The organism is Membranihabitans marinus (genome assembly GCF_019802045.1).
Taxonomy (GTDB): Bacteria; Bacteroidota; Bacteroidia; order Chitinophagales; family Saprospiraceae; genus Membranihabitans; species Membranihabitans marinus_A.
The window spans coordinates 78,619-95,746 of record NZ_JAHVHU010000012.1; the positions used below are offsets into that span (position 1 = coordinate 78,619).

A 17,128-nucleotide genomic window follows, 5' to 3' on the forward strand; every position below is an offset into this window, starting at 1 on the left:
GTATGCAGCAAATGATACGACGAAAATCTAAAAATATAGGGTTGTTGTTCTTTTGCCTGACAACAGTTTTTTCGTTCGGTCAGGAAAAGTTTACGATCAGTGGTACTTTGAAGGATGCAGGAAACGGTGAAGACCTCATCGGTGCCTCCATCTCCGTAGAAGAATTGAAGACGGGAACCACGACCAACGTGTATGGGTTTTACTCGCTGACCATTCCGGAAGGAAGTTATACCTTGAGTTTTAGCTACATCGGTTATGAGACCATAAAAAAGGAGGTGGTTCTGGATCAGGATCTGAAATTTGATTTAGAACTCAACGTCACCTCCACCCAGCTGAGCGAAGTGGTTATTTCAGCTGAACAAACCGATCAAAACGTCCGCTCTACCCAAATGAGCGTGAATAAAATTGATGTGAAAGAAGCCCAGGCTATTCCTGTAATTTTCGGGGAACAGGATGTGATCAAGACCATCACCCTTTTACCCGGAATCAAATCATCAGAAGGCGGGGGCGGCTTTTTTATCCGGGGTGGCAGTGCAGATCAGAACTTGATTTTACTGGATGAAGCTCCTGTCTACAATGCCTCGCATTTACTGGGCTTTTTCTCTGTATTCAATTCGGATGCGATCAAAGATCTGAGCGTTTACAAAGGACACATACCGGCTCAATACGGCGGACGGGCTTCCTCGGTTCTCGATATTAAAATGAAGGACGGGAACAGTAAAAAATTCAACGCGAGTGGGGGTGTGGGCCTGATTTCATCGCGACTCACTCTGGAGGCACCGATCGTAAAGGATAAGGGATCGTTTATCGTCAGTGGCCGGCGAACCTATCTGGATTTGTTTCTCAATCTTTCCAAAAACGAGGACTTGAAAAACTCCATCTTGTATTTTTATGATCTGAACCTGAAGGCGAATTACAAGCTGAGCGACAAAGACAGATTGTATGTATCCGGGTACTTTGGGCGGGACAAGTTCGGGTTTAGCGATGTATTTGGTTTTGACTGGGGCAACACCACGACGACATTGCGGTGGAATCATTTGTTCAACGATAAATTATTTTTGAACACGACAGCCCTTTTCAGCGATTACAATTACGTGGTAGAGATCGGAGGCAGCGATGAAAAAAACGATGGTTTTAAGATCACCTCATCGATTCAGGACATCAGTTTGAAAGAGGACTTTACCTACTTTTTGAATACGAGCAATACCATAAAGTTTGGACTTTCTGCCGCTTACCATACCTTTTTGCCTGGTGAAATCGCACCGGAGGCGAATTCCGGTATTAACAGGGCCGAACTGCAGGATAAATATGCCCTGGATGGTGCCGTTTACCTCGCCAATGATATGAAACTTTCCGAATCGTTTAATATGAACCTGGGGTTGCGCTATTCGTATTTTGCACAAGTGGGGCCGGGAGATATTTTTTCATATGATACCTCCGGTGAAATTGTGGATGTCCAGACGTACAGTGATTTTGAGCTGGTCAAGAGCTATGGCGGGTTGGAACCCAGAATCGGATTGACTTACACCCTGGACGAACAGAGCTCGGTGAAAGCATCGTATGGGCGAAATCGACAGTATTTGCATTTGATCTCAAATTCAAGTACAGGAACTCCGATCGATTTGTGGATTCCGAGCAGTAACAATGTCCGGCCTCAGATAGCGGACCAGTATGCGACCGGCTACTATCGCAACTTCAAAGATGACGGGTATGAAAGCTCCCTGGAGATCTATTATAAAAATATGCTAAACCAGATTGACTACAAGACGGGCGCAAATTTGGTGTTCAATGAGAATGTGGAATCACAGTTGCTTTTTGGAAGAGGCTACTCTTATGGGGCGGAATTTTACCTCAAGAAGAATGTGGGACAGTTAAATGGCTGGATAAGCTACACCTGGTCCAAAACAGAACGGGAATTTGATGACATCGACCACGGGGATCCCTATCCCGCGAACTGGGACCGGACCCATGATATGACCTTGGTGGGCATCTACGAGCTCAATAAAAAATGGACCTTCTCGGGAACCTTTGTTTTCCGGACGGGGAATGCCGTGACTTATCCGGTCGGAAAATACGAGGCAGAAGGACAGATTGTCAATTTATACAGTGGCAGGAACAATGACAGGTACCCGGATTATCATCGATTGGATCTGGGCATCACCAAGAAGTTCAGAAGCACCGACAAGTTTGAGTCCAGTCTAAACCTATCTGTGTATAATGTATATGGCCGGAAAAATCCATTTTCCATCACATTTCGGGAGGCGGAAGGCGACCCCAGTCGAACGGAGGCGGTCAAAATAGCCTTGTTTAGTGTGATCCCTTCGCTCACCTACAATTTTAAATTCAAATAGCTTTTACATCCATGGAAATAAGGAAGCCAAAAATATTTCAAAAAATAATCTTGTTACTCGTAGCAACGGGGTTGCTTTTTTCTTGCGAGGAAGTGATCGAACTGGATCTGGACCGGGTGGATCCCCGGATGGTGGTGGAAGCCAATATTTCCAATCAACCGGGTCCTTACACGGTCCGGCTATCTGAAACCACCGACTTTTATGACGAGAACAACTTCAATCCCAGAGTGGGGGCGGAGGTCATCCTCTACGATGAATTGGGGAATCGCGATACCTTGTGGGAAGTCACCCCGGGCCACTATCAGACCACTTCGATCCGGGGCATGGTGGGATTGAATTACACCCTCGAGATCCATCATGAAGGAAAAACGTACACAGCCTCCAGTAAAATGCCGGATCAATTTAATCCCATCGATTCACTGATCGTGGCTTATGAAGAAGAATCAATATTTAGAGATGCCGGTTATTATGCCAAGGTAACCACGCAGGATCCGGAAGGCGTGGACAACTATTACCGGCTGAAAATTTTTGTGAATGACAAAGTATTCATTTTCAATCAAGATGACGCCGACGCTGACGAATATGAAGATAACAACATGTATTTGGCGACGGATCAATTCACCGATGGACGTTATGTCGATTTTGATTTGTCTCCACCCCTAAAGATCGGCGACAAGGTAAAAGTGGAATTATACCACATCAATCAAGGCACCTACGATTATTACCGGACGCTATTGGAGGCTGCAGGCCTGGGTGGTCTGGCACCCGCCAATCCCATATCCAACTTTGGAGAACAGGCGTTGGGGAATTTCAATGCGTACGTTGTTTTTGCGGATTCGACGGTGGTGCAGTAGCTTGAAGGTGGTTGGCACTTGGGGGAGGAATAGCGGGAAGCTAGTGCCCGTCACCTGGGTTTGAAAGCAGGTTCTCGGCACTTGTCACAGTATAATCTCTTTGGGAGCTAGCTAGTCCCGGGAGGAAGGAGCTTACCGCTTTTCAGGGGCACAAGCTCTGCTTCTTGGAAATAAATGCAATCTGTACTGCGATTTTATAAATAATTGATATTGTATTGTTTGCGACCATACTGATAGTGTTGTGATGAGTAATGCGGGTTGCCGTTTTTCGGTGGCGCAAAATGGTTCTAGGCCCCAAGTGCCCTCGAATTATCATTGAAAAGAATCTATAACTTTTGACCAGAAAGAACTTTATCCGATCACATGGATAAAACTGCTGCTTAGGAAGTAAACCAATTATAACCTAAAAATAATAGGTGAATGGTTCACTTAATAAAGTAAGTATAATACAGGTATTTAGATTAAATATATTACTCTGTACCTTTTTATACAGGTAAATTTATACTTTATTAATTGCGTGTTTTTGACTGTTTAAGACATGCGAGTTGCCGCAAAATGAAAAGAGACGAGAACACCCGCTATCTCAGGAAGCTCTATGGAAAAACGTATCCGATCATGTTGCGGTATGGATTAAAATTGGTGGGTGATAGAGCACACGTAGAAGATACCATTCAATCCTTGTTTCTTCAGTTTATTGAAAAAGGGCTCGACATTCAGGAGCACCCTGCTCCGGATGCTTATGTATTAAAGAGCTTTCGTCGGGAATTACTCCGTTCAAATCAAAACCGGTTAAAGAAAATCGGTACATCGATGGGAGAGATCGAATTCTCCCCCGAAGACTTTATGATTCAAGATGAAGAATCCGGGATTCAAAAAGCACAAATCGTAGAACTATTAAACACGCTTACCTCGCGTCAAAAGGAGATCATACTCCTCCATTATTTTGAGTCAAAAAGTTATCAGGAGATTGCAGATTTGCTGGATGTAAACTATCAGTCTGTTCTGAACAACCTGCAACGGAGTTTTCAAAAAATTAGAAAAGCCTTCCCGGAGGGGTTGCCCCGATGGTAATCTCGCCAATAATTTCAAAATTTTTTTTCATAAGTGAGTATAAACAGGCTTGTGTATTCCTTATGTAATCAGTTTTAGTAGTATACCAATGAATCAGCAAGAAAAAATACTTGATCAGCTTTTAATGGATCCTCGTTTTCGGGAATGGATCCATGACGGTCAACATCAGAATTATTGGACAAAATGGCAGGAAGAACATCCCCTGGATCAGGAGGTTTTTCAAGATGCTGTGGCCATTGTCCGGGGTTTGCCGGTCCAAAAAATCGAAGTGACCAGCGATGAGATCGAGCGATCATTTCTAAATCTTGAGAACAAAGCACAAAAACAGACCGATATACCCCAAAAGTCAGGATGGCAAGTACAGCGCTGGCTGCCTTATGCGGCAGCGCTGGTTGCTGTGCTGGTGTCGGTATATATATGGAACCCAATGGGCTCAGGTGGACCTGAGATTGAAATGACTGTATCAACAGCGCCTGGAAAAAAGAAAGAAGTTGTCTTGCCGGATTCATCGGTCGTTGTACTAAACGGAAATTCCCTGTTGCATTACTTTCAGAAGGATTTATCTGGTGAAAGAGTGGTAACGTTGGATGGGGAGGCGCATTTTAATGTCAAAACCAGAGAAGGGGACAAAGGACGGTTGCCCTTTGTGGTGAATACACCGGATCTCACGGTTGCCGTGTTGGGAACCGTTTTTAGCGTGGGGTCCGACAGTATATGGACTACAATTGTATTGGAAGAGGGAAAGATTAAATGGCTGGCAGGCAGTAACGCCAGTGCACATAAGGACGGGCTGCTGATGAGACCGGGTGAAAAGACGAAATTTCATAATATACATAAAACCCATACCGTCGAAGAAATCGACGCGATCGAATACAATTCATGGACTCAAAATGAACTTTCTCTGGAAAATCGATCAGCAGGAGAAGTGGTCCGGTGGATGAAGCGAAACTACAATTATCAAATTCAACTTCCAGAGCAGTATCTGGATTCATCTTTGACTGGCTCGGTGAGTCTGGAGGACCCGCAAGTGGCGATCCAGGTTGTGGCGTTAGCCCTTGGATTGGAATCGGTCAAAATCAGTGAAAAGAAATGGGATTTTAAAAAGACAAAAACGAATGAATGATGAGAATTAATTACCTTTTTACCTTGATGATCGGCTTGTTGTTTGGTTCGGGCTTGCATTCGCAGGAGGAATTGGCTTATGTCAGTAATACTGCCAACAGAGTGAGTACCATCAGTGATGCCAAACCTTTGACTGTAGTTCTTCGTGAACTGGAGGATCGGTACGATATTCATATTTTGACCCAATCTTCACTGGTGTCTGATAAAATTATATCGCATCGCATTGACCATGATCAGACTGCTGATGAGGCCCTTGGTGCCTTGTTGGATAAGACTGGATTGCAATTTCGTAAGATCGGAGGGACGAACTATGTATTGGAACAAGGAGAAATCCGTGAAGTAAAGATTCCTGCTTTAGTAACGGAGGTATTATTATCGGAGAAACCCGAAGTTCTTGTTACTGCCACAGGTATGGTGACCGATGAGGAAGGAGAGCCATTGATTGGAGTTAATGTGCAAGTGAAAGGTGCTGCGAAAGGGACGTCCACCGATTTTGATGGAAAGTTTGAACTGACTGGTCTGGCGGAAGATGCCATCTTGGTCTTTTCATACATTGGGTATCAGACCCAGGAAGTCGCGGCGGGTGCAGGTAATCTGGGGACCGTCGTTTTGTTTGCGGATGCGCAGACCCTGGACGAAGTCGTGGTGACTGCATTGGGAATTAAACGGGCTGAGCGATCTTTGGGGTATTCGGTCGGGAAGGTGGATGGAAAAGATATGAATGAAACAACTCAGGGGAACTTCCTGAGTGTCCTGTCGGGAAAAGTATCGGGTGTCCAGATTTCACAAATGGATGGCTTGCCCGGGGCTTCGATGAACATTGTGATCCGAGGTACCACTTCGCTAAACAATGATAATCAACCCCTTTTTGTCATTGATGGAGTTCCGGTCAACAATTACCTGAATAATATCTACAAGGGGGCGGACATGGGAAACCCGATTTCAGACATTAATCAAAGTGACATTGCTAATATTTCCATACTAAAAGGAGCAAGTGCTGCTGCACTTTACGGTTCACGCGCCGGCAACGGAGTCGTGTTGATCACGACCAAGTCCGGGGCCGGAAGAGACAAGGGGCTCGGCGTATCTTACAATACTTCTTACGTATGGGATCAACCCTATAACTATGTAGATGTACAGACCAAATTTGCTTCCGGAAAGACTGGAACCCATGTTCTGGAAGAAGGTCAAAACGAGAATTGGGGCCCTATGATGGATGTGGGGGATAAATATGTACAGTGGAACAGCGATGGCGTTGCTGTACCCCTTGTGTCCTATCCGAACCGTTTTAAAGATTTCTTTCAAACGGGGACCAATTTCACAAACAACGTGGCGATCGATGGAAACTATGACAAAGGAAACTTTAGATTGTCCTTTGGTAACGTCAATAGTGGAGGCATAGTACCAAACACGGACTACAATCGGACGAGCTTCAATCTGAACTCACAATATCGGGTCAATGATCGATTTCGGGTGACAGCCAATATGGGAATAACAGGTTCTGGTTCTGGTAGCCGACCCAATATCGATGGCGGGCGGGATTCCCCCGTACGAAGTTTGTATGAGATGGGGGCCAACATTAACATCATGGATTTGAGAGATTACTGGGAGCCTGGACTCGAAGGAATTCAACAACGAAAATACAAGTACAAACAAAATAACGCCTGGTTCCTGGCGTATGAAAATACCATTGGATTTACCCGTGATCGCGTGGTATCCAAGTTTCAGCTGGATTACGATTTGACGCCTGATTTAAGTATTATGGCCCGGTATACCCGGGACGGTTATACGCAGGAGAACGAATCTAAAAAAGCGTTCAGCACCTATGGATTGTTCAATGGGGGGTACAATCTGTTGTCAACGAATCGAAAGGAAAACAACATGGACGTCATCCTTTCCTTTGAGAAGCAACTCAACGATGATTTCAATTTCAATGCATTGGCCGGTTTTAATCGGTTGGATCAATTCACACGTCGAATTCAGAACAATGCTGAAGAAATGGTTATTCCTCAGCTTTACACCATCTCCAACGGAGTGCCGGGCACGGTGACATATCAGAGCCAGATTTATGAAAAGTACCTCTATGGAGCCTACGGTATGGCTTCGCTGGGGTACCGGGACATGATCTATCTGGAATTAACTGCGCGAAACGATTGGTCCAGCACGCTCCCATCGGATAATAATTCATTTTTCTACCCGTCGGCCTCATTGAGTGCCCTGGTATCAGAAATGCTTCCCATGCCCAATTGGGTGACTTTACTAAAACTCCGAGGTGGGTACGCCCAAGTTGGAAATGATGTAGGTCCTTACCAGTTGGCACAATATTTCTCTGTGGCCGCGGATTGGGGAGAGAACAAAAGATTGTACATGGGAGGGACCTTGCGAAATGCCAACCTCAAGCCGGAAATAGCAACCTCCACAGAAGTCGGGTTTGATTTGCGGCTGTTCAACAGTCGGGTCGGACTGGAAGCCACCGCCTACCGGGTACAAAATGAAAACCAGATTTTGCATATTGGCCTGCCAGTTGAATCCGGAGCGACCAGCAAATTAATCAATGCTGGTTTGATCGAAAGTACTGGATTTGAAGTGGGGTTAAATCTGACTCCGATCCAGACAGAGTCTTTTACCTGGGATATGGGTTTCTCGCTCACACGAAACCGGACCAAAATCGTCGAATTAGCCGAGGGTATTGAATATTTTAATTTTGGAGAAGTGCAGGGAGCTAAATTCCGTACCTATATAGGCGGAACTTTAGGAGATATTTTTGAGGAGCCTCTGCTTACTGTCAAGGATCAGAGTTCTGAATATTATGGCTTTCCATTACTGACCGGATCGGGGCGATACCAAAGTGATAGCGATCCGAATAATCTTGTGAAAATTGGTAATTACAACCATGATTTTGTACTGGGGATTCAGCCGACTCTGTCATTTAAGAACTTCTCGCTGTATGCCAATATCGAATGGCGTCAGGGCGGAGAATTTTACTCGGAGTCTTTGATGTTTATGGCGAACAACGGACAAACAGAGGCTTCTCTTTCTGGTGCACCGTATGATAAAAATCGTGGTATCGAAGAGCAAATATTAGAAAATCCTGATTTCTACTTCGGACAATGGATTGGTGGGAGGAATGCGGAATATGGTGGATTCGAATGGCCGGGCAACAAACCAAGTGGTCATGATGCCAGTTTCAATGCTGGAGTAAGACAGGGAACCGATGCAGAAGGGAATGTAGTCTACATCGAAAATCTTGGTGGTCCGGACACAAAATGGGTGAATCCTTATACTGCCCATCGGTACGACGTTAGAGAATTTCCTTCAAGAAACATCTATGACGCGACCTATGTCAAACTGCGAGAGTTGTCATTGACCTATTCTTTCGAAAAAAACATGATAAGTCGGCTTAAGCTGCAGGGGTTGTCGCTGTCCGTGGTGGGGAATAATGTCTTTCAGTGGGTAGCTGCAGGTATTGATATTGATCCCGAGCGTGCTTTTAAATTGAGTGGAAGCCAATGGGTACAGGGCTATGAATATTATAATATCGCACCCTGGACACGGTCACTCGGATTTAAACTAAATATTGAATTTTAAAGAAACAGAACATGAAATATTTATATCTTTTATTGCTACCATTGATTTTTTGGGCCTGCGAAGACTTCGAAGAGGTGAACACCAGTCCAAACAATCCTGAAAAAGTTTCCTCGAATTTCGTATTGACCTATGTCCTTTCTGAATCTGCCAAACTGTATGAAGGGCTGGGGCAGTATGGCAACGAGATTTCTGGAGCTATGCAGTATACACAACGCGGAACACAGTTTAATAATACCGGTCCCAATTTTTATGGTTGGAGTGCCAATTCGTGGGGAGGGTATTATAATATTTTGAGGAACAATAAAATCATATATGATAATGCGCTGAAGGTGGATCATCCCTTCTTTCAGGGCGTGTCTTTGGTGATGAAGTCTTTTATATATGGTACCCTGACCGACCTGTATGGAGATATCCCTTATTCACAAAGCCTGAGTGCCAGTGACGAAGTGTTTTTCCCACAATACGATGATCAAAAATCGGTGTATTTGGGTGTTCTAAAAGATCTTAAAGCGGCCGATGCGTTATTGGCGGACATTGATGTCACCAAACATGCCATCAGCCCTCAATCCGACTTGTATTTTAACGGAAATCCGGACCGGTGGCGAAAATTTGCCAATGCGCTTCGTATGCGCTATGCCATGCGGGTGTACAATAAGAAAGAATCAATGAGTGAAATGGATATCGCCAATGAATTTAAAGCGGCCAGTGCGTATACCATGGTGGATAACGGAGACAATGCAGTGCTGGACTATGTCGGAGCGACGGCCAGTAATGCGGCCCCGGGTGGTCCCATTAACTCTTCCAATCCCAATTTTGCGATCAAGCCCGGAGCCCCATTTGTGCAGTGGCTGCTGGAAACGAACGATCCCCGGCTGGACCGGTGGGTGTTGCCTGTAGAACGAAAATGGGATGCCTCCGTAGATGCACCGACAGTGAAAACCGTTACCAATATGTATGGAGAAAACTATGAAGTAACTTATATGCCCGCATCCTCCGAAGAGCTTAATACAGAGTTGTACGTTGGGTTGCCCATCGGATTGGCTACGATTGATGCCATTAGTTACAATATTGGTGATGATGCTGATCCGTACAATCCGGAGCACAATCCGCACATCTCCTTTTTGCACAGCCGCTATCGGCAAAATTCGGAAGAGCTGGTTAAGATGAAACTTATGACGTTCAGTGAGGTGAATTTCCTTCTGGCTGAAGCGATTCTGAGAGGTGATATGGGCGTGACCGGCGATGCTGAGTCCTATTATATAGAAGGTATAAAATCTTCTATGGAAGAATGGGCTGTATTTAGAGATGCCGTGGGTTTTGACTTCGATCAGTATTACAGTAACGCTGCTGTAGATTTTAACGCAGGGGATAATCAGCTTGAAAAGATTTTGACTCAGAAATGGACCGGTTCCTGGTTGCGTCCGGAGTCCTGGTTTGATTGGAGACGAACTGGATTGCCGGCATTGGTGCCTGGAGAGATTACGCAATTTGGGGAGGCTTTGCCCATTCGTTACATCTATCCGTCGCCTAATTTGGATCCAAACTACCTGGTCAATTACAAAACGGCCGTTGATAAACTGGAATCGACGGAATACGTACCTGTCGGACAAAGTAAGGATCACAATTACTCCAGGATGTGGCTGCTTCAAGGGACCGGGAGTCCCTGGTAAGACGAAAATTTACAGGCTGTAGACGGGATTAATCGGTGGAAATGGTTTGATTCCTTGCAGAAGGATAAGCTCGTATTTTTCTGTTTCCATCCTATTGCCTACCTTTGTCACCTATGAAATGGTTTCCATTCATTCTGGCCGTTTACATCATGAGCCTTGCATTGATTACATGCACAGACGCACAACCTGTGTCCTGTTCTGTTGAAAACATTGAAGTGATCATGGCTATGGATCATGACGCGGACCACGATCACACCACCACTTCCGGTACAATGGATGAGTGTAGCCCGCTGTGTACCTGTCATTGTTGCCACATTCATGTAACCCTGACCGACATCATTCAGAACAATGCATTGTTGGATGACCTTTCCCTTGACCTTTCACATTTAAACCAATTTAAAGACTTCGAATACTTCGATTTCTTTGTTCCTCCCCAAGTCTGATCATCAGGCTTATAGACTATAGTTTGGATTTTAGATACAGGTACTCCGTTCTTGTCGAACCAATGTAACTACCCCTTTTGATTCAACATCGTATAAGCCAATTCTTACAATAATCTTCCGGATTACTACCCATGCTGACTTCCAGAATAAGTCTATAGCATCCGGTAAACCACAAAATTGATTTCGGAAGCTTTTTCGCTCATTTAAAACAATAAGAATTACGATGATCAATACCATTATTTCGTTTTCTATACGAAACAAGTTTATCATAGGTCTATTCACCCTCGCACTAATTGGCGTGGGTATTTACTCGATGCGGACCATCAACCTGGGGTCCGTTCCTGATATTACGAACAACCAGGTACAAGTTATGACCGTTTCACCCAATCTGGCGACGGAGGACATCGAGCAATTCGTCACTTACCCGGTCGAAATGGCGATGGGCAATCTGCCCGGAGTGAATGAGATCCGCTCCATTTCCCGATTTGGACTCTCTGTGGTAACCGTCGTCTTTGATGATGACATGGGGATTTATAAGCCGCGACAGCTGGTCCAGGAAAAACTCAGTGAAGTCCAGGACAAAATTCCCGAGCAATTTGGAAATCCATCCATGGGTCCGATCACGACAGGGTTGGGTGAAATCTATCAATACACGATAACCCCCATGCCGGGATATGATACCGCTTACACCACCACAGAACTTCGAACTATTCAGGATTGGGTGGTTCGCCGTCAATTGACCTTGGTGGACGGAGTGGTCGGGGTGAATGCATTTGGCGGGGCCATAAAACAATATGAAATTGCAGTTAATCCCGAGAAGTTGAATGCCAGTAATGTGACCATTTCCGAGGTATTCACCGCATTGGAGCGCAATAATGTGAATACTGGCGGTGCCTACATAGAGCGCAATAAAATGGCCAACTTCATCCGTGGAGAAGGACTGATTCGGTCCCTGGAGGACATCCGGCAGATTGTGATAAAAACGACGAATGGACTCCCCATCATGATCGGTGATGTTGCCGAAAAAGTACACTACGGTAACCAGGTTCGATATGGGGCGTTTACACAGGATGGTCGGGAAGCTGTCGGAGGTATGGTTCTTATGCTCAAAGATGCAAACCCGAACAAGGTCATTCAAAATGTGCAGCAACGGATGAAGGTTATCCAGACTTCTTTGCCGGAAGGATTGGAGATCAAGCCTTTTCTGGATCGGAGTGACCTCATTGATCGGACGACCGGTACGGTGAAGAAAAATCTGATGGAAGGAGCCCTGATCGTCATTTTTGCGCTGGTATTTTTATTGGGTAGTCTGCGTGGCGGAATTATTACAGCAACCACGATACCGCTTTCGCTTCTCTTTGCCTTTATTATGATGAAGCAGTTCAATGTATGGGCTAATCTGATGAGCCTGGGTGCTATTGACTTTGGGATTATTATTGATGGTGCGGTGATTGTCATCGAAGGCACCGTATTTGAAATCCAAAAACGGATCAAGGACGGTCAGAAGAATTTTAATCAAGGCAAAATGGATCAGGTGGCCTATGAGGCGGGAAGTACAATGATGGGGTCTGCTTTTTTTGGTCAAATTATTATCCTGATTGTTTTTGCACCGATTTTGTTCCTCACAGGGATCGAGGGTAAGATGTTTCAACCCATGGCTTATACTTTTGGGTTTGCAATGATCGGTGCCATATTGCTGTGTCTTACTTACGTCCCTATGATGGCGGCATTGTTTATGAAGCCCGTTGGCCCTACGCTTCCAAGCTCACGTTTTCTACGAACCGGAAAGCGGTGGTACAGCAGTCTGGAGCGTGGATTGGAAAAGATCAGTCACCGAATTATTCATGGAGTTCAATGGTTTTATCAGCCTCTTATCAAGGGGGCGCTTCGGTTTAAAGCAGTGGTCATCTTGGCAGCCATTCTTCTGCTGGGTACGGCTTTGTTTACTTTCTCCAGATTGGGTGGTGAGTTTATTCCCCAGCTCGATGAAGGTGATATAGCCATGCAGGCTTTGATTCGGCCCGGCTCCGGTTTGACAGAATCGATTGAAGTTTCAAAAAAAATAGAGTCGTTGTTACTGCAGCATTTTCCGGAAGTAAAAACGGCTGTAGCTCGTATTGGGGTGGCCGATATACCCACAGACCCCATGCCTATGGACATTTCCGATATGTTTATTATCCTGGAGAAAGACCAGTCAAAATGGACATCTGCGGCGAGCAAGGCCGAATTGATCGAAAAAATTAAGTCCAAACTAAATGAAGAATTGGTGGGTGTGAACCTGGTATTTAGTCAACCCGTCGAGCTTCGATTCAATGAATTATTGACCGGGGTCCGGGAAGATGTTGCCGTGAAGTTGTACGGTGATGACTTGGAAATACTTGCTCGAAAAGCAGAAGAAATGGCGGGAATCATTCGAACTGTTCCCGGTGTTGGGGATGTCAGCGCCGAGCGTACGTCCGGATTGCCGCAGATGACGGTACAGTATGACCGCAAAAAAATGGCGCAATACGGACTGGATATTGCAAAAGTCAACGACTACATCAACACGGCATTCGCCGGAGGGCAGGCTGGTGTGATCTTTGAGGGAGAAAAACGATTCGATCTGGTCGTTCGCTTTGATACCAACCATCGCAAGAATATTGATGATTTGCGAAATATGTATATCGATCTGGAGAACGGAACACAAATACCCATTAAGGAAGTAGCGGAGATCAGTTATGTGCCTGGTCCCATGCAGATTTCCAGAGACAACACCTTTCGGAGAACCAATGTCGGGGTGAATACCCGGGGCCGGGATGTGGAATCTGTCGTCAAAGATATACAGTCGAGACTGAACGAAGAACTGGAGCTTCCACCCGGATATTACATGACTTACGGTGGAGAATTTGAAAATCTGCAGCGGGCAAAAAGTCGACTTTCTGTCGTCGTGCCAATTGCATTGGCTCTTATATTTATCTTACTCTATTTTGCCTTGCACTCCTTTTCACAAAGCGTCATGATCTATATGGCAATTCCGCTGGCCGCTATAGGCGGGGTCTTTGCGCTTTGGGTTCGCGGTATGCCATTTAGTATTTCTGCGGGGGTTGGGTTTATCGTTCTTTTTGGGGTGGCCGTCCTCAACGGATTGGTGCTGGTGAATCGATTCAACAGTTTGAAAGCAGAAGGTATGACGAGCATCCGGGTACGAATTTTGACTGGAACAAAAGAACGGATCCGGCCCATCATGCTAACCGCTATGACCGATATATTTGGCTTTTTGCCCATGGCTTTTTCCACTACCTCAGGCGCAGAAGTGCAACGCCCTCTGGCTACCGTAGTCATCGGTGGAATGTTGACCGCAACCTTTTTAACACTGGTGGTTCTACCGGTATTGTATGCTCTTATTGAGCGACAACGTGAAAAAAACAAAAGCAAGTCAAGTATGAAACCATCCTTAAATACCCTGGTGATTTTGGGGATACTTACGACACTGTGGAGCTTTCCCCGGACGGCGCACACCCAAACCAGTATGTCCGATACTCTTCCGGTCTTATCGCTGGAAGAGGCACAAGAACGAGCCGTAGTCAGCTACCCACAAATAAAGATCAGGCATCTTCGTATCAATCAGGAAGAAGCACTGAAATCCACCGCGTGGGATCTGGGACGAACCGAAATATTTACCGGGCAGGATGGTGCTGGTCGAGGTTCACCGGGTACGTTTAATCAGATTGGGATCAAACAAAAGCAAATTGACCTATTCGGAATTAAACCGAAAAAACAATTGGCCGAAGCACGGATTACACAGGCACGCGACCAACTTGATCTGTCAAAATCGCAGTTGCGAAGAAATGTGAAGATGGATTGGGCAGCCGTCTATACTGCTCTGAAGAAATACGAAGTCTATCACCGGATGGATTCGCTTTTTAAAGACGTTAAAAGGGCGGCCAGGATTCGGCTGGAAGTGGAAGAGTCGTCCAGGCTTTCATACCTGGCCACGACGAACCAGGCCAATGAGATTCGTATCCGGAAAGAACAGGCCTACCAGGATTATTTGAGCGGCCTGCACCAACTGAATGGATGGTTTGATTCCGATACTCTTTTTTCGGTGAAAACACCGCTATGGAACCATTTGACAGAGACTGGTTTACCAGTCCGGGATACCCTCGCTTCTCATCCCTCACTCACGCTAGCCCGGCAGGACATCGAGGTAGTGAGTGCTCGGGTTGAAACGCGTAAAGCTGCTTTGCTTCCAAGATTTCAACTGGAATACAGCCGCCAATCCATCGATGGAAAATCGGGGTATAATTCTTATGAAATCGGGGTGGACATCCCGTTGTTCAGCAAGCCGGAACGTGGACGGATAAAGGAAGCGGAAGTAGAACAACAAATGGCGGTTGAAAACTATCGGGAAGTTCAGATGAAGCTCCATGCCCGGTATCGATCCGCCCGGGAAAGGTATTTGAAATGGCTGGATTCCTGGAACTACTACACTTCGGAAGCATTGCCGTTGGCCCGGGAACAACGCGAAGGAGCAGCCATCGCATTCCAGGAAGGGGCTATCGACTATGTGACTTTTTTACAAAATACCAGGGATGCCATTCGCATTGAAATCGATGCCTGGGATGCATTCGGACAGCTGCTGGAGAGTAAATATCTTCTGGAATATTATTTACAAACGACCAATTAAAAAATATAAAATATGAAAAACTCAATTTATATATTGATCTATGCGCTTTTTATCGGCTCGCCGATGTCCTGCCATTTGATGGACGAAAAAGAGGTGAAACCGGCTGATCCGTCTGAGGTTATGGCGGAAGACCATTCCGGTTTTCAGGAGGTCCACTTCTCGCAGTACAAATTTGAAACTCTGGGATTCAAAGTGGATACCTTTCCCATGCGCAATCTGACGGATATCGTCTATGCCAATGGTCAGCTTGAGGTGCCGCCGCAACATGAAGCTACCATCACGCCCATCCTGGGTGGGAATGTGAAGGACATTCTGGTGATCGAGGGCGATCGGGTACGAAAAAATCAGCCGCTGGCTTACATCGCTCATCCGGATTTTACAACGCTTCAAACGGACTACCAACGCGCACACAGCCGACTCGAATTTATGGAGCAGGAATATGAGCGACAAAAGAGACTCCATGAAGCCAATGTGGGAGCTGGACAAGCTTTCCAGCAAACAGCATCCGAACTGAAAACGCTTCGGGTCGACCTCAAAGGGTACGAAACAAAACTCAGACAGCTACATTTGAATCCGGAGAAGATCGCAGAAGGTGAGATCTATGACCGGATTCCGGTTCGGAGTCCGATCAACGGGTTTGTAGAAAAGGTTCGGATACAAATGGGACAGTATGTCCAACCACAGACGACCATGTTTTTGGTCATGAATACCGATCATATTCATGCCGATCTCATGGTGTTCGAAAAAGATGTATCCAAAGTTCATACGGGGCAGACCGTTACATTCACCGTGGAATCCGCACCAGGATCGGAATTGACGGCTGAAATCTATTCAGTAGGGCGTCAGTTTGAGGAGAATCCCAAAGCGATCCATATTCATGCGGATATCAAACAGAAAAAAGATAATCTGATTCCGGGAATGTATATCAATGGGAAAATTCAAACCACCTCAGAGCGGGTCACCGCTTTGCCTGAAGAAGCCATCATCGAAGAGGAAGGGGCTTCGTATATATTTATTGCAGAGGAACGAAATAAGAACGATGAAACAGAATGGTATTTTAAAATGACCGAAGTACGAACTGGAATTGCGGATGGAGGTTGGGTGGAAATCAAACCACTTGAGCCCATACCACAGGGTGCGCAGGTAGCCTGGAACAATGCATACTACCTCATCTCAGAAATGAAGAAAAGTGAGACATCACACAGTCATTAGGAAGTGGGGAGTCTTTAGTTTGTAGTAGATAGAAGGTCGTGGATTTCGGTTGGCTAGGTACCGACTCTGCGTCTAAATGGTTCTTTAGAGACATATCATAGGTAAAAAAATACATATGGTTAAGGTGATGCGTGCCGTCACGTATGCTGCA

9 protein-coding genes are annotated in these 17,128 nt (G+C 45.6%); all 9 read left to right on the top strand.

Annotation, left to right across the window (positions count from 1 at the left end; all coding sequences use genetic code 11):
* Positions 1-11: 11 nt before the first annotated feature.
* The 9 genes from KUV50_RS13460 to KUV50_RS13500 all read left to right on the top strand — a co-directional run bounded on the left by KUV50_RS13460 (position 12) and on the right by KUV50_RS13500 (position 16,977).
* Positions 12-2,351 (top strand): TonB-dependent receptor, encoded by a 2,340-nt coding sequence (locus tag KUV50_RS13460; protein ID WP_222580692.1) that lies wholly within the window; start codon positions 12-14, stop codon positions 2,349-2,351.
* Between the two features lie 11 nt (positions 2,352-2,362).
* The gene (locus KUV50_RS13465; RefSeq protein ID WP_222580693.1) at positions 2,363-3,205 is read left to right on the top strand and encodes a DUF4249 domain-containing protein; all 843 of its coding nucleotides are present in this window, start codon (positions 2,363-2,365) and stop codon (positions 3,203-3,205) included.
* A 555-nt stretch (positions 3,206-3,760) separates the two neighbouring features.
* Positions 3,761-4,276, top strand: coding sequence for an RNA polymerase sigma factor (locus tag KUV50_RS13470; protein WP_222580694.1), 516 nt, complete (start codon positions 3,761-3,763; stop codon positions 4,274-4,276).
* 88 nt (positions 4,277-4,364) lie between these two features.
* A complete protein-coding gene (locus tag KUV50_RS13475) occupies positions 4,365-5,399 on the top strand; it encodes a FecR family protein (RefSeq protein ID WP_222580695.1) in 1,035 nt (344 codons plus the stop codon).
* Positions 5,396-8,986 carry a SusC/RagA family TonB-linked outer membrane protein gene (locus KUV50_RS13480; RefSeq protein ID WP_222580696.1) on the top strand — a complete coding sequence of 1,197 codons (3,591 nt, stop codon included), beginning with the start codon at positions 5,396-5,398 and terminating at the stop codon, positions 8,984-8,986. The genes KUV50_RS13475 and KUV50_RS13480 overlap by 4 nt, the downstream gene beginning before the upstream one ends.
* An 11-nt stretch (positions 8,987-8,997) precedes the next feature.
* Positions 8,998-10,656, top strand: coding sequence for a SusD/RagB family nutrient-binding outer membrane lipoprotein (locus tag KUV50_RS13485; protein ID WP_222580697.1), 1,659 nt, complete (start codon positions 8,998-9,000; stop codon positions 10,654-10,656).
* A 113-nt stretch (positions 10,657-10,769) separates the two neighbouring features.
* Complete coding sequence (locus tag KUV50_RS13490) at positions 10,770-11,099, top strand: DUF6660 family protein (protein WP_222580698.1); 330 nt, start codon at positions 10,770-10,772, stop codon at positions 11,097-11,099.
* Between the two features lie 223 nt (positions 11,100-11,322).
* Positions 11,323-15,765 carry a CusA/CzcA family heavy metal efflux RND transporter gene (locus KUV50_RS13495; protein WP_222580699.1) on the top strand — a complete coding sequence of 1,481 codons (4,443 nt, stop codon included), beginning with the start codon at positions 11,323-11,325 and terminating at the stop codon, positions 15,763-15,765.
* Positions 15,766-15,777: 12 nt separating this feature from the next.
* Complete coding sequence (locus KUV50_RS13500) at positions 15,778-16,977, top strand: efflux RND transporter periplasmic adaptor subunit (protein WP_222580700.1); 1,200 nt, start codon at positions 15,778-15,780, stop codon at positions 16,975-16,977.
* Positions 16,978-17,128 lie beyond the last annotated feature (151 nt).